Consider the following 21,656-nt stretch of genomic DNA (forward strand, 5'->3'; position numbering starts at 1 on the left):
AGAAACGGCAGCGGATGCCGTTTGTTTTTATACCGGTCGTTTCAGCGCGGGCGTTGAAGAAGAAAGCGGGGAATGCGATGGAAAAGGGAAAAGTCGTCGTCTTGGAGGACCGCGTGCCGAAACTGAAGGAGCGGCGCCGCCAGAAAGCGAACCGCCGGCTCATTGCGTACTTATCTTTCTTTTTTCTATTTATTTTGTGCGTCCTTTACTTCCAGTCGCCGCTTGGCGCTGTCGGGCATGTGGAAGTGAGCGGCAACCGTCATCTCACAGCGGAGCGCATCATCAGCTTAAGCGGCATTACGAAGCGGACAAGCTTTTGGAAAGTGAATGAACAAAACGTGGAAAAAAAGCTCACTCGCCATCCAGAAATTAAGGAGGCCACAGTGGAAAAACAGCTGCCGAACACGATCGCCATCCACGTCCGCGAATGGCGGCGAATCGCTTATGTGTATGACCGGCAAACGTTTTTTCCATTGCTTGAAAACGGGCGGCTGTTAAAGCAAGAAGGGACGAAGACGGCGCCAAGCGATGCGCCGGTGCTTGTCGGCTGGAAAGACGGCGACGCCATTGCTGAAATGACGGGGCAGCTCGCCGAACTGCCCGCGGCCGTGCTGGGCGCCATGTCGGAAATTCACTACAAGCCGACGAGGGAATATGAAGACCGCGTCATCGTCTACATGAATGACGGTTATGAAGTAAGCGCGACAATCCGGCAATTTGCGGACAAGCTGTCGCATTATCCTGCGATTGCCGCCGCGCTTGACCGAAACGTCAAAGGAGTCATTCATTTGGAAGTCGGCAGCTATTTTGTTCCTTACTCCCCCCCGAAAAAGGAGGATGGCGATGAAACGACAAGCCCGTAGCCGCCTCCTGCTGACGTTGATCTGCTTGATCTTCGGCGTCATGCTCGGGTTCTCGTACCAACATGCGAAAAACGAAGCATCCCGCCGCGAATGGAGCGACAGCGAGTGGAAAAAAGAGTACGAATATCGCTCGGCGCTTCTTGCTTTGCAAAAAGAAAACCGGTCGCTCAAGCAGCAGCTTGTCAAAAAGCAGGAGGAGCTGGCTGCATGGGAGAAGAAGCTGGCCGCGGAGCAGGAGAACGAGGCCGGATTGGCAAAAGAAGCGGAACAGCTGCGCATGCATGTCGGAAAAGCGAGGGTGAAAGGGAAAGGTGTAGCAGTCACCCTTTCCGATTCCTCTTATATCCCCTCTGAAGCGAGCGCTACCAATTATATCGTTCATGAACAGCACGTATGGAAAGTTGTTCACGAGTTGCTCATTTCCGGCGCCGAAGCGGTCGCGATTAATGGGCAGCGCATTTCCCACCGTTCATACATCGTCTGCAACGGCCCAGTCATTGAGGTCGATGGAACGCAGCATGCCGCTCCGTTTGTCATTTCGGCCATTGGCAATCCGGACGTGCTCATGTCCGCTCTAGAGCTTCCCGGCGGCATCGTCGACGAACTTGTCGAAGACCATATCGACGTAAAAGTGGAAAAGCAAGGAGCGATCGTGTTGGATCCGGTGTTTGCGCCCGAGCCGTAAAACGGGCGGAAAGGGGCGATAAAGCGCATTGGAACGGAAAAATCGATTCTATTTTGCCGGCGTAGCTGCCATATTCGGTGTGATGCTGGCCGTTGGGCTTCGGACGACGCTGCATCCGGAAGGACGCGACACGCGCGACATTTGGGAGTTGCGCGCCGATTTGACAAAAGAGCAGAAGCTTGAACAACGGCTGCTTGAGGAGCTAGAGAGTTACGAGGAAACATTGCGCCGCTACCGGCGGGAACACGAGGCGGGCGGCGCGACAGAGCTTGAAGCGACAGTCGCGAAGCTGAGGGAAGAAGCCGGGCTGACAGAAGTGAGAGGAAGCGGTCTCGTGTTGACGATCGCGCCGCTTTCGGCGGCCGGCTACGTTGGTCCGGCCGTTGCCGCCGTATCGCCCGAGCTATTGCAACGGTTAGTGAATGAGTTGAACAAATACGGGGCGAAAGAAATCGCCATCGACGGTGAGCGACTGACGAACCGGACGGCCATTCGCGATGTCAATGGCGCAACGAAAGTCGGGAGCCGCTCAGTGAGGCTGCCAGTCGAAGTGAGAGCAATCGCCGATGATGCGGACAAGCTGTACAGCGGGCTCGCCGTTTCGCCGATCCGCGATGATTTCGCCGTGGAAAACTTGGAGCTGTCCATATCCAAGCCCCAGCCGCTCGTTGTCATTCCGCCCGCGGCTAGCCGCCCTGATGTGAAATACATGGAGACAGAAAACGGCGGCAAGGAGGAGAAATAGCATGTGGCTTCCGCTTCTCGGATTGCTTCTTGGGTTTGCCATCGGCGTTCTCGCCGGCTGGGAAGTTCCCGATGAATATTCCCATTATTTGTCGATTGCCATTTTGGCCGCCTTTGATACATTAATCGGAGGGTGGCGCGCCTACCTGCAGCGGACGTACGACGAAACCGTATTTATAACCGGGTTTTTTTTCAACATTGTTCTGGCCGCAACTTTAACTTTTCTTGGGGTGCATCTTGGTGTAGACTTGTATTTAGCGGCTGTGTTCGCCTTCGGCGTCCGCTTGTTTCAAAACATTGCCATCATCCGCCGCCTTTGGCTTGCTGAGTGGGCCAAGCGGTGGTACAACCGCGAAAAAAGTTAGGAAAAAGACAGGGAAAGTGTTTTCGCGTGTTGAATTATATGGGGTAAAACAAAATATCGTGTTGTTGCGAAACTCGCAAACTAGACATAGACCAATAGACAAAGAGATGGGAAATTTCAGCCGAAAAAGGAGGTGTCGCTGCTTACTGAAACGCCGGCCGGCACCGGCGCGTTTTTAGTAGGCAGATGCCAAAAAATGAGCAGCAATGAGATCGTCGTTAGCCTGGATGTCGGAACATCGAGCGTGAAAGTCATCATCGGGGAAATGCTAGGCAGCTCCATCAATATTATCGGGGTGGGCAATGTCAAAGCGGAAGGGCTCAAAAAAGGGGCGATTGTTGATATAGATAAAACGGTGCAGTCGATCAGACGGGCCGTCGAGCAAGCGGAGCGGATGGTCGGTTTATCGATCCGCCGTGTGATCGTCGGGGTGGCCGGCAGCCATATTCAGCTCCATGACTGCCACGGCATTGTCGCCGTCGCGAGCGAAAACCGGGAAATCAGCGATGAAGATGTCGCCCGCGTCATCGATGCCGCGCAAGTCGTCTCTATTCCTCCCGATCGGGAAATCATCGGCGTCGTTCCGCGCCAGTTTATCGTCGACGGGTTGGACGGCATTCATGATCCGCGCGGCATGCTCGGCGTCCGCTTGGAAATGGAAGGCACTATGGTGACGGGTGCGAAGACGGTATTACATAATCTTCTTCGCTGTGTGGAGCGGGCAGGCTTGGAAATCAGCGATATTTGTCTTCAGCCGCTGGCGGCCGGTTCGCTCGTGCTGTCCGATGACGAACGGCATTTGGGGGCGGCGCTCGTTGACCTGGGAGGCGGCTCGACAACGGTCGCTGTCTTTGAGCAAGGGACGTTGCAAGCTGTCTCTTCGCTGCCGGTCGGCGGGGAGCACATTACGAAAGACTTGGCCATCGGATTGCGGACGACAACGGACGATGCCGAAAAAATCAAACTGAAGCACGGACATGCATTTTACGACTACGCTTCGGAGGAAGAAGTGTTCAGCGTGCCGATCATGGGCACCGATCAACACCAGCAGTTCAGCCAGCTGGAGATCGCCGATATTATTGAGGCGAGACTGGAAGAAATTTTGCAAATGGTTCAGCAGGAAGTGCGTCGTCTCGGGTTTCGCGATCTCCCCGGCGGCTATGTGCTGACCGGCGGCGTCGCCAATATGCCAGGGTTGCTTGAGCTGGCCCACGTCGTTTTAGGGACGAGCGTCCGCATTGCCATGCCGGATTATATCGGTGTGCGCGACCCGCAGTATACGATCGGCGTTGGCTTGCTCAAGTTCGCCTACCGGCAGGCGCAGCTGCAAGGGAAAACGGTCCCGGCTGCCGCTGCAGTGGAGCCGGTCGAGCGCTCCTCGCCAAAACAGCAGTCGAAATCGAAAAAGAAAGAAGACCATTTTGGGAAGAAGGTCAAGAAATTTTTCGGTTCTTTCTTTGAATAGAGATTGAAATTTTAGGAGGATTTGGCCATGTTGGAGTTTGAGACAACAGTCGATCAGTTGGCAACGATCAAGGTGATTGGAGTCGGGGGCGGCGGCAACAACGCCGTCAATCGGATGATTGAGCATGGGGTGCAAGGTGTAGAGTTTATTGCAGTCAATACGGATGCACAGGCGCTCAACTTGTCGAAGGCGCCGATCAAGCTGCAAATCGGGGCGAAGCTGACACGCGGCTTGGGCGCGGGGGCGAACCCAGAAGTTGGAAAAAAAGCAGCTGAGGAGAGCAAAGAGCAAATTGAAGAAGCGCTTCGCGGCGCCGATATGGTGTTTGTCACCGCTGGCATGGGCGGCGGCACGGGAACTGGGGCGGCGCCTGTCATCGCCCAAATTGCGCGCGAGTTAGGGGCGCTTACGGTCGGCGTTGTTACACGCCCGTTTACGTTTGAGGGGCGGAAGCGGGCGACGCAGGCCGCAAGCGGCATCGCCGCCATGAAAGAGGCGGTCGATACGCTCATCGTCATTCCGAACGACCGGTTGCTTGAGATTGTCGACAAAAATACGCCGATGCTTGAGGCGTTCCGCGAAGCGGACAATGTGCTGCGCCAAGGGGTGCAAGGCATTTCCGATTTGATCGCCGTGCCGGGGTTGATCAACCTTGACTTCGCTGATGTGAAGACGATCATGTCGAATAAAGGTTCGGCATTGATGGGGATTGGCATCGCCAGCGGCGAAAACCGAGCGGCTGAGGCAGCAAAAAAAGCCATTTCCAGCCCGCTGTTGGAGACGTCGATCGACGGCGCGCAAGGGGTGCTCATGAACATCACCGGCGGCATGAACTTAAGTTTGTACGAAGTGCAGGAGGCTGCCGACATCGTCGCTTCGGCGGCCGACCAAGAAGTGAACATGATCTTCGGCTCCGTTATTAATGAGGACTTAAAGGACGAGATCGTCGTGACGGTCATTGCGACCGGATTCAACGAAAACGTCGCTTCGCAGCCGCGGCCGCCGCGCATTGGCATCGGCACTGTGCCGAAAGCGGCGCCGGCGTCAAAGCGGGAAAAGCGCGAAGAGCCGATACAAGACTATGCGGCGCTCCGCTCGGGGCAAGCAGAAGATCCGCTTGACATTCCCGCTTTCTTGCGCAACCGCAACCGCCGCCGCTAGATGGCGAAACGAGGGTGTCCCAAAAGCAACGGGACACCCTTTCTTCATCACAAGATGCATGCACGAACGTGCACGAAGCACTTCGGTGAAACATATATTGTATCTCTCTTAAAGAAAGACGATCTTTTGAGACAGCCTCGCTTTTCCGATTAGGACCAAAAACTTCTCGCGTTGGCCGCCCGCTCTCTCGCAACGAAAGGGCGAAAAAGAGAAGGCGGGTTAGGCTTTCGTGCCGGCCGATTTGATCCGCCGTGGTTCCCCCTGTTTTGACAAAACATCCCCTTTTTCACCGCCACCGATTGACAGACTTTCCCCGAAGAGATGCTATATACTTGTTTCAGATAAAGCCGATGTGGGCGGGGGGGAGGGGCTTGACGGTTGGTTGTCTATCTCGATGTCATTTGGCTGTTGAACGTCTGTTTTGACGCGTTGCTTCTTTGGCTGACGGCGCTCATGCTCAAGCGGCCGATCGTCTGGTGGCGCCTGTTGGCCGGGGCGTTGATCGGTTCGCTGCTCGTTGTGCTGCTGTTTACCCCGTTTTCCGCCATCGCCCAGCACCCGTTGATAAAAGCAGCCGTTTCCGTGTTGATCGTGTGGGCCGCCTTCGGCTTTAAGCGCCCGCGCTATTTGCTTGAAAATATGCTGGCGTTTTACTTTGCTACGTTCGCTGTCGGCGGCGGCATGCTGGCGGTTCATTATGTTTTCGCGCACCAACTGTCCGTCCGCCAAGGAATGCTTCTCATGCATCATCCCGGGGCGGGCGATCCGGTCAGCTGGCTGTTTGTTGTCATCGGGTTTCCGGTTTTATGGCTTTTTTCCCGCCGAAGGGTGGAGGCGATTCGCGAAAAAAAACTGCGGTTTGAACATATCATTGAGGTCAAGATCGTATGGGACGGGCGGCCGCTTATGCTGCGCGGCTTGATTGACAGCGGCAACCAGCTCGTCGATCCGTTGACAAAAACGCCGGTGATGGTAGTCGAACAGGAAAAAGCGAAGGCCGTGCTTCCTGAAGAGCTATTGGGTTGCCTCAGCTCTCCCATGATGCTGGCTTCCCCGCCGGAGCGGTGGGTCCATCGCCTACGTCTCATTCCGTACCGCGCGGTCGGCAGCGGTCCACAAATCATGGCGGCGGTCAAGCCAGACCGCATTATGCTTCGGTATGAAAACGAATGGTTGGAAGTAGCGCAAGGGCTTGTGGCGCTAAGCGCTGATCCGCTATCGACGGATGGGGAGTACGACTGCATCGTCCATCCGAAAATGGTGCAGGCGGGAAGAAAGCTGACCGCTTCGTAGGTTTTGTTAGTATATCATACTCGCTTTTGATCCGTTTAGAAGGGGGATTTTCATGAAAAAGTGGAAACTTCGTTTCATGTACTGGCTGTATAAGTTTTTGGCCAAGCTCGGCTTGAAGGCGGATGAAATTTATTATATCGGAGGCAGCGAAGCCCTCCCGCCGCCGCTGACAAAAGAAGAAGAGGAGCAGCTGATCGCCAGGCTCGCCGCCGGCGATGACACGGCGAGATCGCTTTTGATCGAACGCAATTTGCGTCTTGTCGTCTACATTGCGCGCAAGTTTGAAAACACCGGCATTCACATTGAAGATTTGATCAGCATTGGAACGATCGGCCTCATTAAGGCGGTCAACACGTTCAACCCAGAGAAGAAGATCAAGCTGGCGACATACGCGTCGCGCTGCATTGAAAACGAAATTTTAATGTATTTGCGCCGCAACAACAAAGTGCGGGCGGAAGTGTCGTTTGATGAACCGCTCAATATCGACTGGGATGGCAACGAGCTGTTGCTTTCCGACGTATTGGGAACGGAAGACGACGTGATTACGAAAGATTTGGAAGCGGATGTCGACCGGCGCTTGCTCTTAAACGCCTTGCGCCAGCTGAGCGACCGCGAGAAGCAAATTATGGAATTGCGTTTTGGCCTCTCCGGCGGCGAAGAAAAGACGCAAAAAGACGTCGCTGATTTGCTCGGCATTTCGCAATCGTACATATCGCGGCTCGAGAAGCGGATCATTAAACGGTTGCGCAAAGAATTCAATAAAATGATGTAGCGGGCGGCGGGAGCGAAATTCCGCCGCTTTTTCCGCGTCGGACAGGCTGTGCATATTTTTCCCTTCCAAGGAGATACTGAAAACTGACGACTTAGCATCTCCTGATGGGAGGGAACAACTTGACGAGGAACAAAGTCGAGATTTGCGGCGTAGACACTTCGAAGCTTCCCGTCCTCAAAAATGAGGAAATGCGTGAACTGTTTCGACGGATGCATGAGGGGGATTTGGAGGCGAGAGAGAAATTAGTAAACGGCAACTTGCGCCTCGTGTTGAGCGTCATTCAGCGCTTCAACAACCGAGGCGAATTTGTCGATGATTTGTTTCAAGTCGGCTGCATCGGACTTATGAAATCGATTGATAATTTTGACCTCAATCAAAACGTGAAGTTTTCCACTTACGCAGTGCCGATGATCATCGGCGAAATCCGCCGCTATTTGCGCGACAACAACCCGATCCGCGTTTCGCGCTCGCTGCGCGACATCGCCTACAAAGCGTTGCAAGTGCGAGAGCGGCTCATGAGCGAGACGGCGAAAGAACCGTCAACCGAGGAAATTGCCAAAGAACTCGGCGTCGCCCATGAGGAAGTGGTTTTTGCCCTCGATGCCATTCAAGATCCTGTTTCGTTGTTTGAGCCGATTTACAACGACGGCGGCGACCCGATTTATGTGATGGACCAGCTGAGCGATGAGCGCAACCGCGACAGCCAATGGATCGAAGAAATCGCCTTGAAGGAAGGGCTTCGGCGGTTGAATGAGCGGGAAAAAATGATCATCCGCAAACGCTTTTTCCAAGGAAAGACGCAAATGGAAGTGGCCGAGGAAATCGGCATTTCCCAAGCGCAAGTGTCGAGGCTCGAAAAAGCGGCGATCCGGCAAATGAATAAAAACATCCAAGTGTGACAGGCTGCAGGTGCAGCCTTTTTCTTTGGCACATAACTGCACATTTGGCTTCATATAGATGAAAAAGAGGGAGAGAGGAAAGGCGGGGAGAAAAACCGTGATGAGAATTTCCGAATTTCAGACGAAAGATGTCGTCAATGTAGCCAATGGGAAGAAGCTTGGCAATATTGGGGACATTGATATTGATTTAGATACTGGAAAAATCCGCTCACTCATTATTTTAGGCGCCGGAAAGATGCTCGGGCTGTTCGGCCGCGAAGAGGCGGTCGTCATTCCATGGCAGAACATCGTCAAAATCGGAGCCGATGTGATTTTAGTCCGCCTTCATGATACGGATTGAATCCCGAGGATGGCCTAGGGTTGACAGCAATGTTTCGACAAAATCGCAAATAAAGGTTATCATGGACAAACAAACTATGATAAAATAGGAAAAAAAGTGATAAAAAACTACAAAAAACAGCGTGAGGTTGACGCGAATGCCGGACATTTTTCAACAAGAAGCCCGCGGCTGGCTCCGCTGCGGTGCGCCTCCGTTTGCTGGAGCCGTCGCTGGATTGACGACGAAACATGGCGGGGAGAGCAAAGGGCCGTTCGCTTCGCTGAATATGGGGCTGCACGTCGGCGACGATCGCACGGTTGTTGTCGCCAACCGCGGGCGTTTGGCGCAATGGCTCTCATTCCCGCTTGAGCGATGGGTATGTTGTGAACAAGTGCATGGCGCCGACATTCGGAAGGTGACGAAAAACGAACGGGGGAACGGAGCGCAAGATTTCGCCACGGCGGTTCCAGGGGTCGACGGGTTGTATACAGACGAAGCGGAGGTGTTGCTCGCGCTTTGTTTTGCCGATTGTGTGCCCATTTATTTTGTGGCGCCATCTGCTGGGTTAGTCGGCCTTGCTCATGCCGGGTGGCGGGGAACGGCGGGCGGCATCGCTGGTCACATGGTGCGGCTTTGGCAAACGCGCGAACACATCGCGCCGAGCGACATCTATGTTGCCATCGGACCTGCCATCGGTCCGTGCTGTTATACGGTTGACGACCGTGTCGTGGACAGTCTGCGCCCGACGCTTCCTCCGGAAAGCCCGTTGCCATGGCGGGAAACAAGCCCAGGGCAATATGCGCTCGACTTAAAGGAAGCCAATCGGCTTCAGTTGATCGCGGCTGGCGTTCCGAACAGCCATATTTATGTGTCAGAACGCTGTACAAGCTGTGAGGAAGCGTTGTTTTTTTCCCACCGCCGCGACCGCGGAACGACTGGAAGGATGTTGGCGTTTATCGGCCGAAGGGAGGAGACGGCATGACGGTGCGCGACAACTTGGCGGCCATTCGCCGAGAAATCGAGGCGGCCTGCGCTCGCGTCGGCCGCGATCCGGCCGGCGTGCGCATCGTGGCGGTCACTAAATATGTCGATGCCGAGCGGGCGATGGAGGTGCTTGACGCCGGCATTGCCGACCTCGGCGAAAACCGCTCCGACCAATTGATTGAAAAGCATGCACGGATCGGAAATCAAGCGACGTGGCATTTCATTGGGACGCTTCAGTCGCGCAAAGTCAAAGACATTATTGATAAAGTCGATTACATTCATTCACTCGACCGCTTGTCGCTCGCGAAAGAAATTGAAAAACGGGCGGTGCGGCCAGTAAAATGTTTTGTGCAAGTGAACGTGTCGGGGGAAGTGACCAAACACGGGCTCGCCCCCGAAGAAACGATTCCGTTTATTGAACAACTTCGCGCCTTTTCGCGCATCGAAGTCGTCGGATTGATGACGATGGCGCCGCACACGGACGACGAAGCGGTATTGCGCGCTTGCTTTCGCCAATTGCGGATGCTGAAGGAACGCGTTCAGGCGTTGGGAATGGCCCATGCCCCATGCACCGAACTGTCAATGGGCATGTCAAACGATTACACGATCGCCATCGAGGAAGGAGCGACGTTTGTGCGCATAGGCAGCGCGCTTGTTGGATCATTGTAGGAGGTGAAACCGGATGGGATTGATGAAAAAATTCCGTGATTATTTTTTAGAAGAAGACTACGAAGACTATGAAGAAGAATATGAGGCGCCACAGCCGGAAGAAGAGGCGCTGCCGAAGACGGCAGGCAAGGCGAACGTCGTCAGCCTGCAAAGCGTGCAAAAATCGGCGAAAGTCGTGCTTGCTGAGCCGAGGGTGTATGCGGAGGCGCAGGAGATCGCCGACCATTTGAAAAGCCGGCGCGCGGTCATCGTCAACTTGCAGCGCATCCAGCATGAGCAGGCGAAGCGGATCGTCGACTTTTTAAGCGGCACGGTGTACGCCATTGGCGGCGACATTCAGCAAGTCGGCACAAAAATTTTTTTATGCACCCCGGAAAACGTCGACGTCAGCGGCTCGATTTCGCTCGACGGCGAGGATGACAGACCGATGAAGAGGTGGTAGCTGTTGGATTATGTACTCACGTTTTTGACGACAGTGATTCAAGTGTACTCGTATGCGCTGATCATTTATATTTTAATGTCATGGTTTCCCAATGCGCGCGAAACGCGGTTCGGACAGATGTTGGCCGCTATTTGCGAGCCGTATTTGGAGCCGTTTCGGCGCGTCATTCCGCCGCTTGGCATCATTGACGTCTCCCCAATCGTCGCGTTTATCGTTCTTGAATTCGCGACGAGAGGGCTTCACGCCCTGTTCGACATTCTTCAGTCGCAGTTTTAACTTCGTTTTGCGCGCACGGCGCCGCCGCTCTCCGTCCGGCAGGCAAAAAGGCGGAAGGGCGAAACTCGCAGAGAGGAATCCGTTGTGGGTTCCTTTCTTCCATGAAAGCAAGGTGACGTCGAGTGGAGCTGTATCAGCATTTTCGCAAAGAGGAACATCCGTTCATTGATCAAGTGCTCGAGTGGAAGGAGATGGTGAGCCGTCAGTACGCTCCGAAGCTGACCGATTTTCTCGATCCGCGCGAGCAGCAAATCGTGCAAAGCATCACGGGCGGCGATGGAGACGTGCGCGTGTTTTTTTTCGGAGGCGCCCCGTTTGTCGAGCGGAAGCGGGCGTTTCTCGCTCCGCCGTATATCGACCCTGAGGAAGAGGATTATGGCATTGTGCTGTTTGCCGTCCGCTATCCGGCGAAATTCGTTTCCCTTGAACATCGCGACGTGTTGGGGGCGCTGATGTCGCTTGGCTTGCGGCGCGGCAAGTTTGGCGATATTCTCGTTCGGGATGGGGAAATTCAGTTTTTTGTTGCTGCTGAGGTCGCCGACTACGTCCGCTTGCATATCGAAATGATCGGCAAAGCCCGGGTGGCGTTGGAGCCGCTGCCGCTGTCGGCTGCCATGCCGCTTGCCGAAACGTGGGAGGAAGGAACGGTCACGGTGTCTTCTCTAAGGCTCGATGCTGTGCTCGCTCAGGCGTTTCGCCTTGCGCGCGAGAAAGCGCGTGCGCTTGTTGAAAGCGGGCTCGTCAAAGTGAACTGGAAGGTGGTGGACAAGCCGGATTTCCTCTGCGGACCGGGCGATGTCCTGTCGGCGCGCGGTTTTGGCCGCTGCAAGCTGTTTTCGGTGGAAGGGCCGACGAAAAAAGAGCGCTGGCTCGTTCAGATCGGCCGACAAAAATAAGCAAATGACGGCAGGAAATCGGCAAACCGTGTCGAATGAAAGTGAAGAAAAGGAATGATGGAGACGGAGGTGGCCGTTGTGCCGTTGACGCCATTGGATATTCACAACAAGGAATTCAGCCGCGGGTTTCGCGGGTACGATGAAGACGAAGTGAACGAGTTCCTCGATCAAGTCATTAAAGACTATGAAATGCTCATCCGTGAAAAAAAGCAGCTGGAAGAGAAAGTGGCCGAACTGACGGAAAAGCTGAACTACTTTGCGAACATTGAGGAGACGCTCAACAAGTCGATTCTTGTTGCTCAAGAAGCAGCGGAAGAAGTGAAGCGGAATGCGCAAAAAGAGGCGAAGCTGATCATTAAAGAGGCGGAAAAAAACGCCGAGCGCATCATCAGCGATGCATTGGCGAAATCGCGGAAAATCGCCCTCGAGATCGAGGAGCTGAAGCGGCAGTCGAAAGTGTTCCGCGCCCGTTTCCGCATGCTTGTCGAGGCCCAGCTTGATATGATCAACAGCCGCGATTGGGACGAGTTGATGGAGTATGAGGCGCCGGATTTGGAAGAAGGGGCGAGAGAACTGCTGTCACAGCCTTGACGAACCGAAGACGTTTCGGTTATAATAATTGGCAAAAATCGCCGCATCAGCCGCCGTGGGAGGCGGTTGGCTTTTTTCAGGATGAATAGCGAAATAGCCATCGACGATGAAAGGGACAGTAGCTCTTGTACGACCGGTCGCAGCGAGCCGGGGATGGTGGAAGCCTGGCATCGGCGCAAGAGTGAACATCACCCTGGAGTTCCATGCCGAACATCAAGTAGGCCATGGCGCGTCATTCCCGTTACGAATGAAAAGTGGGCTGTGCGTCGTTTGCATGGCCAAGAAGGGTGGTACCGCGAGACCGTTCTCGTCCCTTGCCGGGGGGAGAACGGTTTTTTATTTGGAATCTATCGTTCGAAGGAGGAGCAAGGATGGATTACAAAGAAACGCTGCTCATGCCGAAGACCGACTTCCCGATGCGCGGCAACTTGCCGAAGCGGGAGCCGGAAATGCAAAAAAAATGGGAGGAAATGGACATTTACCGGAAAGTGCAAGAGCGGACGAAAGGGCGTCCGTTGTTCGTGCTGCATGACGGCCCGCCGTATGCCAACGGGGATATTCATATGGGCCATGCGCTGAACAAAATTTTAAAAGACATCATCGTCCGCTACAAATCGATGAGCGGCTATTGCGCCCCATACGTGCCGGGCTGGGATACGCACGGCTTGCCGATCGAAACGGCCCTTGCCAAGCAAGGAGTTGACCGCAAATCGATGAGCGTCGCCGAGTTCCGCAAGCGGTGCGAGCAATATGCGTATGAACAAATCGACAACCAGCGCCGGCAATTCAAGCGGCTCGGCGTGCGCGGCGACTGGGACAACCCATACATTACGCTCAAACCGGAGTACGAAGCCCAGCAAATTAAAGTGTTTGGCGAAATGGCGAAAAAAGGGCTCATCTACAAAGGGTTGAAGCCGGTCTATTGGTCCCCGTCAAGCGAATCGGCGCTCGCCGAAGCGGAAATCGAATATAAAGACAAGCGTTCGCCGTCGATTTATGTCGCCTTCCCGGTGAAAAACGGCAAAGGCGTGCTTGAGGGCGATGAGCGAATCGTCATTTGGACGACGACGCCGTGGACGATTCCGGCGAACTTGGCGATCGCGGTTCATCCGGATTTGGATTACCATGTTGTCGATGTCAGCGGAAAACGGTATGTCGTCGCCGCCGCCTTGGCGGAATCGGTGGCGAAAGAAATCGGTTGGGACGCATGGTCGGTCGTCAAAACGGTCAAAGGAAAAGAGCTTGAATACGTCGTGGCGAGACATCCGTTTTATGAGCGCGACTCGCTTGTTGTGTGCGGCGAACACGTCACGACCGACGCCGGCACGGGCTGCGTCCATACGGCGCCGGGCCACGGGGAAGACGACTTTCTCGTTGGGCAAAAATATGGGCTTCCGGTCCTTTGTCCGGTTGATGAACGCGGCTACATGACCGAGGAAGCGCCGGGATTTGCCGGGATGTTTTACGAAGACGCCAACAAGGCGATTACACAGAAGCTTGAGGAAGTCGGCGCTTTGTTGAAGCTTGGGTTTATCACCCACTCGTATCCGCACGACTGGCGGACAAAGCAGCCGACGATTTTCCGGGCGACAACGCAATGGTTTGCATCGATCGATAAAATCCGCAACGAGCTGCTTCAAGCGATTAAGGAAACGAAATGGATTCCGGAGTGGGGGGAAATCCGCATCCACAACATGGTGCGCGACCGCGGCGACTGGTGCATTTCCCGCCAACGCGCCTGGGGGGTGCCGATTCCGGTCTTTTACGGCGAAAACGGTGAACCGATCATCACCGATGAGACGATTGAGCATGTGTCGAACCTGTTCCGCCAATACGGGTCGAACGTCTGGTTTGAACGCGAGGCGAAAGACTTGCTGCCGGAAGGATTCACCCATCCGTCGAGCCCGAACGGCATCTTTACGAAAGAAACGGACATTATGGATGTCTGGTTTGACTCCGGTTCGTCGCACCAAGCCGTGTTGGTCGAACGCGACGATCTCGTGCGTCCGGCTGATTTGTACTTGGAAGGCTCCGACCAATACCGCGGCTGGTTCAACTCATCGCTGTCCACCGCCGTTGCCGTCACCGGCAAAGCGCCGTATAAAGGCGTGTTGAGCCACGGCTTTGTCTTGGACGGCGAAGGGCGGAAAATGAGCAAGTCGCTCGGCAACGTCGTCGTGCCGGCGAAAGTGATGGAACAGTTTGGCGCCGACATTTTGCGCCTTTGGGTCGCTTCGGTTGACTACCAAGCGGACGTGCGCATCTCCGACCATATTTTAAAACAAGTGTCGGAAGTGTACCGGAAAATCCGCAACACGTTCCGGTTTATGCTCGGCAACTTGTTCGATTTCGATCCGAACCAAAACGCCGTGCCGATTGGGGAGCTTGGCGAAGTCGACCGCTATATGCTGGCGAAGTTGAACAAGCTGATCGCCAAAGTGAAAAAGGCCTATGACCGCTACGATTTCGCCGCGGTTTACCATGAGATGAACCATTTCTGCACCGTCGAGCTGAGCGCGTTTTACTTGGATATGGCGAAAGACATTTTGTACATCGAAGCGGCCGACTCGCGCGCCCGCCGCGCCGTGCAGACGGTGCTGTATGAAACGGTCGTCGCGTTGGCGAAGCTCATCGCGCCGATTTTGCCGCATACCGCCGATGAAGTGTGGGAGCATATCCCGAATCGAAGAGAAAACGTCGAAAGCATCCAGCTCACCGATATGCCAGAGCCGATCGCGATCGACGGCGAAGAAGCGCTGCTTTCGAAATGGGATGCGTTTATGGACGTGCGCGATGACATGTTAAAAGCGCTCGAGAACGCGCGCAACGAAAAAGTGATCGGCAAATCGCTGACCGCGAGCGTCACGGTCTACCCGAAAGACGAGGCGCGGAAGCTGTTGGCGTCGCTTGATGCCGACTTGCGCCAGCTTCTCATCGTTTCCGCGTTTTCCGTTGCCGATGAGCCGTATGACGCCGCACCGGCCGAAGCCGAGCGGCTCGAACACGTAGCCGTCCTCGTCCGCCCGGCGGAAGGCGAGACGTGCGAGCGGTGCTGGACGGTGACGAAAGAAGTCGGCGCCGATCCGTCGCATCCAACGCTTTGTCCGCGCTGCGCGCACATTGTGAACGAACATTATTCCGCGTAACAAAAAGCGGCAAGGCTGCCTTGGGGCGGCCTTGCCGCTTCATTTGTTTGCCATGGCGAATTATGCTACAATGCAAAAAGGATGAATGAGAAGGACAGGGGGACTTGGCACGGTGGCATACTATTGGATTGCAGCGGCGGTCGTCATCCTCGACCAATGGACGAAATGGCTTGTCGTCCGCTATATGCGGCTTGGGGAAAGCATCCCGATCATTGACAATGTGCTTTACATTACGTCGCACCGCAACCGCGGCGCGGCGTGGGGGATGCTCGAAGGGCAGTTTTGGCTCTTTTATTTGATTACAGTCGTTGTTGTGGCAGGTATCATCATCTATATCCGCCGTTTGAACCCTTCCGAGCGTTTGGCGGGCGTAGGGCTTGGGCTGATGCTCGGCGGGGCGGTCGGCAACTTTATCGACCGTGTGTTCCGGAAAGAAGTGGTTGACTTTATCCATACGTATATTGGCACGTACAGTTTTCCGGTGTTCAATGTCGCCGATTCGGCGTTGACGGTCGGCGTCATCTTGCTGTTTGTCCATATGTTTTTTTTCGCGACACCAGAGAAAGGGAATGAGTAGATGGACACGATCACGTTTCACATCGAAGACGAATATGACGGCGAACGAATTGATAAAGTGATCGCGGCGCTCAATGAGGAATGGTCGCGTTCGCAAGTGCAGCAATGGATCAAAAGCGGGCTTGTGACCGTCAATGGCAAGACGGTCAAGGCGAACTACAAATGCGAGGCAGGCGACGCGGTCGCCGTTTCACCGCCGGAGCCGGAGCCGCTCGAGGTCGAGCCGGAGCCGATTCCGCTTGACATTTATTATGAGGATGAGGATGTCCTTGTCGTCAACAAACCGCGCGGCATGGTCGTCCACCCGGCGCCCGGGCATATGCGCGGCACGCTTGTGAATGCGCTTCTCGCCCATTGCCGCGACTTGTCCGGGATCAACGGCGTGCTTCGCCCCGGCATCGTCCATCGCATTGACAAAGACACATCAGGACTGTTGATGGTGGCGAAAAACGACGCCGCCCACCGCTCGCTCGTCGAGCAGCTAGTGAACAAAACGGTGACGCGCCGCTACAAGGCGATCGTCCACGGCGTCATTCCGCACGATTATGGCACGATCGATGCCCCGATCGGCCGCGACAAGCGCGATCGAAAGAAAATGGCGGTCACCGAAGAAAACGGGAAGGAAGCGGTCACCCATTTCCGCGTGCTCGAGCGGTTTCGCCATTATACGTATGTGGAGTGCCAGCTGGAAACGGGGCGGACGCACCAAATTCGCGTCCATATGAAATACATCGGCTACCCGCTCGCTGGCGACCCGCAATACGGGCCGAAAAAAACGCTCGCCATCGACGGCCAGGCGCTGCACGCCGGGGTGCTCGGCTTCCGTCATCCAAGAAGCGGCGAGTATTTGGAATTCGAAGCGCCGTTGCCGCCGGAGTTTGCCGAGCTGCTTGACTGGCTGCGAAAAAACGATTGACAAACGAACACGCCCCCTTTACAATGAAAACAGGTGAACAGGAACCTTTAAGTTCAGTCCTGTGAGGCTGAAAAGGGGTCGGAATGACAAAGAAGGGCGATGTATGCCCATCTTGTTTGGCGATAAGCGCGCCATCCCCCGCTTCACAGGCGGGGGATTTTTTTATGAAAACAGGCGGGAACGGCCTGGTTGGCGCGCCGCCTGCGGAAACACGCTGGCCGCGGCGTGCATGCGCTTTTAGGAGGTGGACGGAATGCAAAAGGCGGTCGTGATGGATGAACAGGCGATTCGCCGCGCCTTGACGCGCATCGCCCACGAAATCATCGAGAGGAACAAAGGCATTGACGGCTGCGTGCTTGTCGGAATTAAAACGCGCGGCATTTACTTGGCGCGCCGCTTGGCGGAGCGGATCGAGCACATCGAAGGGGCGTCCGTTCCCGTCGGCGAGTTGGACATTACGTTGTACCGCGACGATTTGACGGTGAAGACGGACGACCATGAACCGCTTGTGAAAGGAACGAACGTGCCGTTTCCGGTGAGCGAGCGGAATGTCATTTTAGTCGATGATGTGCTGTTTACCGGCCGGACGGTGCGGGCGGCGATGGATGCGGTCATGGATTTGGGCCGCCCGTCGCGCATCCAGCTCGCCGTGCTTGTCGACCGCGGCCATCGGGAACTCCCGATCCGCGCTGATTTCGTCGGCAAAAACGTGCCGACCTCCCGTTCGGAGCTGATTGTCGTCGAGCTTTCCGAAGTGGACGGCATCGATCAAGTCTCCATTCATGAAAAATAGCGAAGCACCCTTTTAAGCGCAGTCCCGTGAGGCTGCAAAAGGGGCGGAATCGTTTCGGCTGTTTCTGCACCCTCTTTGCGTCTTCGCGGGCAAAGAGGGATTTTTTTGTGCACACTAGAAAGCAAGCCTCGCTCATTTGATCAAAGGAGTGACGAAAGATGAACAAACCGGTGTTGGACATTCAAGACCGCCCGACTGTTGGGCAATGGATCACCTTAAGCCTTCAGCATTTATTCGCCATGTTCGGGGCGACGATTTTAGTGCCGTACTTAGTCGGCTTAGATCCGTCGATCGCCTTGCTGACAAGCGGGCTCGGAACATTGGCGTTTTTGCTCATTACGAAATGGCAAGTGCCGGCGTATCTTGGCTCGTCGTTCGCCTACATTGCGCCGATCATCGCGGCGAAAACGGCTGGCGGCCCGGGAGCGGCCATGATCGGCAGCTTCCTCGCCGGATTGGTGTACGGGGTTGTCGCCCTCATCATTAAAAAAGCCGGCTACCGCTGGGTGATGAAACTGTTGCCGCCGGTTGTGGTCGGCCCGGTCATCATCGTCATCGGCCTCGGCTTGGCCGGGACGGCGGTCGGGATGGCGATGAACGGCCCGGACGGCAAATACAGCTTGCTCCATTTCTCGGTGGCGCTCGTGACGCTCGCGGCCACGATCGTCTGCTCCGTGCTCGCGCGCGGCATGTTGAGCTTGATTCCGGTGCTTGTCGGCATTGTCGTCGGCTATCTCTACGCGTTGGCGGTCGGGCTCGTCGATTTGTCGAAAGTGGCGGCGGCGAAATGGTTCGAATGGCCGGATTTCTTGATCCCGTTTGCCGATTATCCGGTGCGCGTCACATGGGAGATCGTGATGCTCATGGTGCCGGTGGCGATCGTCACCTTGTCCGAGCATATCGGCCACCAGCTTGTGTTAAGCAAAGTCGTCGGCCGCGACCTCATTCAAAAACCGGGGCTGCACCGCTCGATTTTAGGGGACGGAACGGCGACGATGATCTCCGCCTTGCTTGGCGGTCCGCCGAAAACGACGTACGGGGAAAACATCGGCGTGCTCGCGATCACCCGCGTCTACAGTGTCTACGTGCTGGCCGGCGCGGCGGTCATCGCGATCGCTTTCGGCTTCGTCGGCAAAATCACGGCGCTGATCAGCTCGATTCCGACGCCGGTCATGGGCGGTGTGTCGATCTTGCTGTTTGGCATCATCGCCTCGTCCGGACTGCGCATGTTGATCGACAGCCGCGTCGATTTCGGCCAGACGCGCAATTTAGTCATCGCCTCGGTCATCTTGGTCATCGGCATCGGCGGAGCGGTGCTGAAAATCAGCGACAGCTTCCAAATTACCGGGATGGCGCTCTCGGCCATTGTCGGCGTCCTCCTCAACTTGATTTTGCCGGGGCGTCCGCAAGCCGCGGAAAACCTATTTGAAGAAAACCAGAGCGACCATGTCGCCTAATAGGAGAAAGCACCTTTTAATTAAGTCCCGCGAGGCTTAAAAAGGTGTGAAAACAGGCGCATCCAGGGCCGGAGTGCACCTTCTTCGGCTCTGCCATGCGCCGATCGTCACACCTTGCCTGGCCGGCAAGGTGTTTTTTTTCGCGAAAAAACGAAAAGGAGCGAGACCGATGACCCATCTTTTCGCATTAAGTGAACTGCCGCTTGATGAAATCCACCGTTTGCTCGATGAAGCGGAAGCGTTCCGCAGCGGGCGCATCTGGCGCCCGGCGGCGCCGATGTACGTCGCCAACTTGTTTTTCGAACCGAGCACGCGCACGAAATGCAGCTTCGAGATGGCGGAACGGAAGCTTGGGCTTCATGTCATCCCGTTTGACCCGGAACGGTCAAGCGTGCAAAAAGGGGAGACGCTGTACGATACCGTACGGACGCTTGAGGCGATCGGCGTCGATGCGGTTGTCATCCGCCATCACGAAGATGCGTATTTCGAAGCGCTCCGCCATGCGGTCGGCATTCCGATCATCAACGCCGGTGACGGCTGCGGGCACCATCCGACCCAGTCGCTCTTGGATTTATTGACGATCCGCCAAGAGTTTGGCGCCTTCACTGGCTTGACGGTGGCGATCATCGGCGACATCCGCCACAGCCGCGTCGCTCGCTCCAATGCGGAAGTGTTGACACGATTGGGCGCGAACGTCCTGTTTTCCGGACCGGAAGAGTGGAAAGACGAAACGAATCCGCACGGGACGTACGTCGAACTCGATGAGGCCATCGCCTGCGCCGATGTCGTGATGCTGTTGCGCATCCAACATGAACGCCATGCGGAAACGATGGGGCTGACGAAAGAAGAGTACCATGCGCGGTACGGGCTGACGCTTGAGCGGGCGCGGCGGATGAAACCAGGGGCTGTCATTTTGCATCCAGCGCCGGTCAACCGCGGGGTCGAAATCGCCAGCGAACTCGTCGAAGCGAAGGCATCGCGCATTTTTAAACAAATGGAAAACGGCGTCTACGTGCGGATGGCGGTCTTAAAACGGGCAATGGAAGGGAGAATGGAGCATGGACGTATGGCTGAAAAATGGCATGTCGTTCAATGAAGATGGGAAATTGGTGCGGACACATCTCAAAATGGAACACGGAACCATTGCGGCGATCCTGTATGAACAGCCGCTCGAAGCGGATGGGGAGGACGTGATCGACGTCGGCGGTCGTCTCATCGCTCCCGGCTTGATCGACTTGCACGTTCATTTGCGCGAACCAGGCGGCGAGGCGAAAGAAACGATTGAAACGGGCACGCTCGCCGCGGCGAAAGGCGGATTTACGACGGTTGCTGCCATGCCGAACACAAATCCGGTGCCGGACCGGGAAGAACAGATGGAACGGCTGCAAGCCCGCATCCGCGAAACGGCGCGCGTCAACGTGCTTCCGTATGCGGCGATCACGATTGGGCAAAAAGGGGAGGAGCTGACCGATTTTGCGGCGCTCAAAGAAGCGGGAGCGTTCGCATTCACGGATGACGGCGTCGGCGTCCAGTCGGCCGGGATGATGTTTGAAGCGATGAAACAGGCGGCGGCGCTCGATATGCCGATCGTCGCCCATTGCGAGGACGACACGCTGACAAACGGCGGAGCGGTGCATGACGGCGAGTTCGCCCGGCGCTATGGACTTCGCGGCATTCCATCCGTCTGCGAGGCGGTGCACATCGCCCGCGACGTCTTGCTTGCCGAGGCAGCCGGATGCCATTATCACGTCTGCCATATCAGCACGAAAGAATCGGTGCGCGTCGTCCGCGACGCGAAGCGGGCCGGCATCCGCGTCACCGCCGAAGTGACGCCGCACCATCTGCTCTTGTGCGATGAAGACATTCCGGGGCTTGATGCGAACTACAAAATGAACCCGCCGCTGCGCAGCCGAGAGGACCGTGACGCATTAATTGAAGGACTGCTCGACGGCACGATCGACTTTATCGCCACGGACCACGCGCCGCATACGGCTGCGGAAAAAGCGAAAGGCATCGAGGCGGCGCCGTTTGGCATCGTTGGGCTCGAAACGGCGTTTCCGCTCTTATATACCCATTTCGTCAAAACAGGCGTGTTTACATTAAAGCAGCTTGTCGATTGGCTGACGATCAAGCCGGCGCAATGTTTCGGCCTCAAGGCCGGGCGGCTTGCCGTCGGGGCGCCGGCGGATATTGCGGTCATTGATTTGGAAACAGAAGAAGCGATTGATCCCGAGACGTTTGCGTCCAAAGGGAAAAATACGCCGTTTGCCGGCTGGGTGTGCCAAGGCTGGCCGGTGATGACGTTTGTCGGCGGTACACTCGTATGGGAGAAAGGAAGGGCGTAA

23 protein-coding genes and 1 other annotated feature are annotated in these 21,656 nt (G+C 55.7%); all 23 genes read left to right on the plus strand.

The window, feature by feature from the left end; genetic code table 11:
• Positions 1-77 precede the first annotated feature (77 nt).
• Positions 78-863 carry a cell division protein DivIB gene (divIB, locus tag GHH_RS05225; RefSeq protein ID WP_011230620.1) on the plus strand — a complete coding sequence of 262 codons (786 nt, stop codon included), beginning with the start codon at positions 78-80 and terminating at the stop codon, positions 861-863.
• Positions 844-1,548: a DUF881 domain-containing protein gene (locus tag GHH_RS05230; protein WP_015374359.1), complete on the plus strand. Its 705-nt coding sequence runs from the start codon at positions 844-846 to the stop codon at positions 1,546-1,548. The genes divIB and GHH_RS05230 overlap by 20 nt, the downstream gene beginning before the upstream one ends.
• Before the next feature lie 28 nt (positions 1,549-1,576).
• Positions 1,577-2,293 (plus strand): DUF881 domain-containing protein, encoded by a 717-nt coding sequence (locus tag GHH_RS05235; RefSeq protein ID WP_015374360.1) that lies wholly within the window; start codon positions 1,577-1,579, stop codon positions 2,291-2,293.
• 1 nt (position 2,294) lies between these two features.
• Positions 2,295-2,657, plus strand: coding sequence for a small basic family protein (locus GHH_RS05240; protein WP_015374361.1), 363 nt, complete (start codon positions 2,295-2,297; stop codon positions 2,655-2,657).
• 195 nt (positions 2,658-2,852) lie between these two features.
• Positions 2,853-4,121, plus strand: a complete 1,269-nt coding sequence (ftsA, locus tag GHH_RS05245) for a cell division protein FtsA (protein ID WP_041470656.1) — start codon at positions 2,853-2,855, stop codon at positions 4,119-4,121.
• 27 nt (positions 4,122-4,148) lie between these two features.
• Positions 4,149-5,282: a cell division protein FtsZ gene (gene ftsZ / locus GHH_RS05250; RefSeq protein WP_015374363.1), complete on the plus strand. Its 1,134-nt coding sequence runs from the start codon at positions 4,149-4,151 to the stop codon at positions 5,280-5,282.
• A 378-nt stretch (positions 5,283-5,660) separates the two neighbouring features.
• The gene (gene spoIIGA, locus GHH_RS05255; RefSeq protein ID WP_015374364.1) at positions 5,661-6,575 is read left to right on the plus strand and encodes a sigma-E processing peptidase SpoIIGA; all 915 of its coding nucleotides are present in this window, start codon (positions 5,661-5,663) and stop codon (positions 6,573-6,575) included.
• Positions 6,576-6,627: 52 nt separating this feature from the next.
• Positions 6,628-7,347, plus strand: coding sequence for an RNA polymerase sporulation sigma factor SigE (gene sigE, locus GHH_RS05260; protein WP_013145838.1), 720 nt, complete (start codon positions 6,628-6,630; stop codon positions 7,345-7,347).
• Between the two features lie 119 nt (positions 7,348-7,466).
• Positions 7,467-8,246 carry an RNA polymerase sporulation sigma factor SigG gene (gene sigG / locus GHH_RS05265; RefSeq protein ID WP_011230628.1) on the plus strand — a complete coding sequence of 260 codons (780 nt, stop codon included), beginning with the start codon at positions 7,467-7,469 and terminating at the stop codon, positions 8,244-8,246.
• Positions 8,247-8,343: 97 nt separating this feature from the next.
• A complete protein-coding gene (locus GHH_RS05270; RefSeq protein ID WP_013145837.1) occupies positions 8,344-8,586 on the plus strand; it encodes a YlmC/YmxH family sporulation protein in 243 nt (80 codons plus the stop codon).
• A gap of 136 nt (positions 8,587-8,722) precedes the next feature.
• The gene (gene pgeF / locus GHH_RS05275) at positions 8,723-9,547 is read left to right on the plus strand and encodes a peptidoglycan editing factor PgeF (RefSeq protein ID WP_011230630.1); all 825 of its coding nucleotides are present in this window, start codon (positions 8,723-8,725) and stop codon (positions 9,545-9,547) included.
• Positions 9,544-10,218 (plus strand): YggS family pyridoxal phosphate-dependent enzyme, encoded by a 675-nt coding sequence (locus GHH_RS05280; protein ID WP_015374366.1) that lies wholly within the window; start codon positions 9,544-9,546, stop codon positions 10,216-10,218. The genes pgeF and GHH_RS05280 overlap by 4 nt, the downstream gene beginning before the upstream one ends.
• A 13-nt stretch (positions 10,219-10,231) precedes the next feature.
• Positions 10,232-10,660, plus strand: a complete 429-nt coding sequence (locus GHH_RS05285; RefSeq protein WP_011230632.1) for a cell division protein SepF — start codon at positions 10,232-10,234, stop codon at positions 10,658-10,660.
• A 3-nt stretch (positions 10,661-10,663) separates the two neighbouring features.
• Positions 10,664-10,936, plus strand: coding sequence for a YggT family protein (locus tag GHH_RS05290; protein WP_011230633.1), 273 nt, complete (start codon positions 10,664-10,666; stop codon positions 10,934-10,936).
• 122 nt (positions 10,937-11,058) lie between these two features.
• Entirely contained in the window at positions 11,059-11,832 is a 774-nt protein-coding gene (locus tag GHH_RS05295) for an RNA-binding protein (protein WP_015374367.1), read from the plus strand.
• A 78-nt stretch (positions 11,833-11,910) separates the two neighbouring features.
• On the plus strand, positions 11,911-12,423 hold the full coding sequence (locus GHH_RS05300; protein WP_015374368.1) for a DivIVA domain-containing protein: 513 nt from the start codon (positions 11,911-11,913) through the stop codon (positions 12,421-12,423).
• Between the two features lie 97 nt (positions 12,424-12,520).
• Positions 12,521-12,741, plus strand: a binding site (T-box leader).
• A gap of 53 nt (positions 12,742-12,794) precedes the next feature.
• A complete protein-coding gene (gene ileS, locus GHH_RS05305; protein ID WP_015374369.1) occupies positions 12,795-15,569 on the plus strand; it encodes an isoleucine--tRNA ligase in 2,775 nt (924 codons plus the stop codon).
• Positions 15,570-15,654: 85 nt separating this feature from the next.
• Positions 15,655-16,146, plus strand: a complete 492-nt coding sequence (lspA, locus tag GHH_RS05310; protein WP_020755729.1) for a signal peptidase II — start codon at positions 15,655-15,657, stop codon at positions 16,144-16,146.
• Entirely contained in the window at positions 16,147-17,061 is a 915-nt protein-coding gene (locus tag GHH_RS05315) for an RluA family pseudouridine synthase (protein WP_015374371.1), read from the plus strand. It begins immediately after the preceding gene.
• 253 nt (positions 17,062-17,314) lie between these two features.
• Complete coding sequence (pyrR, locus tag GHH_RS05320) at positions 17,315-17,854, plus strand: bifunctional pyr operon transcriptional regulator/uracil phosphoribosyltransferase PyrR (protein ID WP_015374373.1); 540 nt, start codon at positions 17,315-17,317, stop codon at positions 17,852-17,854.
• Positions 17,855-18,012: 158 nt separating this feature from the next.
• Complete coding sequence (locus GHH_RS05325; RefSeq protein ID WP_011230648.1) at positions 18,013-19,311, plus strand: solute carrier family 23 protein; 1,299 nt, start codon at positions 18,013-18,015, stop codon at positions 19,309-19,311.
• Positions 19,312-19,480: 169 nt separating this feature from the next.
• Positions 19,481-20,407 carry an aspartate carbamoyltransferase catalytic subunit gene (locus GHH_RS05330; RefSeq protein WP_015374374.1) on the plus strand — a complete coding sequence of 309 codons (927 nt, stop codon included), beginning with the start codon at positions 19,481-19,483 and terminating at the stop codon, positions 20,405-20,407.
• Positions 20,370-21,656, plus strand: a complete 1,287-nt coding sequence (locus GHH_RS05335; RefSeq protein ID WP_015374375.1) for a dihydroorotase — start codon at positions 20,370-20,372, stop codon at positions 21,654-21,656. Before GHH_RS05330 ends, GHH_RS05335 begins: the two co-directional genes overlap by 38 nt.

This window comes from Geobacillus sp. GHH01, from assembly GCF_000336445.1.
In the GTDB taxonomy this organism is placed as follows: Bacteria; Bacillota; Bacilli; order Bacillales; family Anoxybacillaceae; genus Geobacillus; species Geobacillus zalihae.